Annotated in this window: 2 protein-coding genes; both read right to left on the bottom strand. The window is 69.9% G+C overall.

Annotation, left to right across the window (positions count from 1 at the left end; genetic code table 11):
- The coding region (locus tag IEV86_RS17675; protein WP_229734738.1) for an FAD/NAD(P)-binding protein at window positions 1-368 on the bottom strand (368 nt) is incomplete at its 3' end.
- The coding region (locus tag IEV86_RS17680; RefSeq protein WP_188484856.1) for a hypothetical protein at window positions 355-538 on the bottom strand (184 nt) is incomplete at its 5' end. The genes IEV86_RS17680 and IEV86_RS17675, both read right to left, overlap by 14 nt.

Genomic DNA, 538 nt, shown 5'->3' on the forward strand with positions numbered 1-538 from the left:
GTCAGGCGCTCCCGACCGGGCCCGTGGATCCACTCGTGCAGGGTCGGTCCCATGATGCCGGGATTCTCGAGCAGGCAGGACTCGTCCGGGGAGATCGTGATGTCCTCGGTGCGCGAGTTCATCCACAGGTGCGGCGACTGTTCGGTCCGCCATATCCGCCCGGCTCCGGCCGGATACGGGTCGACGAGGTGGATGCGCAGGCCTGCCCCGGCGTCCGTGTTCGCGGCGATCGCGAGCAGGATGCCCAGGGTCTTCGGCCCGGCCCCGATGAAGGTGAGGTCGGCGCGGTGCCCGCCCGAATCGGATGCCGTCGACGCATCACCGCCGGTCGTGAGGTCCGCCGCAGCCGACGTCTTACGCATCGGCATAGAGGTTCACGGCCGGGGCGAGTCCGAGGCGGCCGCGCAGATCGCTCGCGTCGTTGCCGCCGCCCAGTGCCGCAACGACCTCAGGGGTGTCACGCAGTCCCGCCGCGTGCAGGGCGGGCAGGATCTCGGAGACGAGGCGGACGCTGAAGTCGAGTTGATTCTCAGCTGAC

Origin of the sequence: Cellulomonas carbonis, assembly GCF_014636275.1 — a bacterium.
GTDB classification, from domain to species: Bacteria; Actinomycetota; Actinomycetes; order Actinomycetales; family Cellulomonadaceae; genus Actinotalea; species Actinotalea carbonis.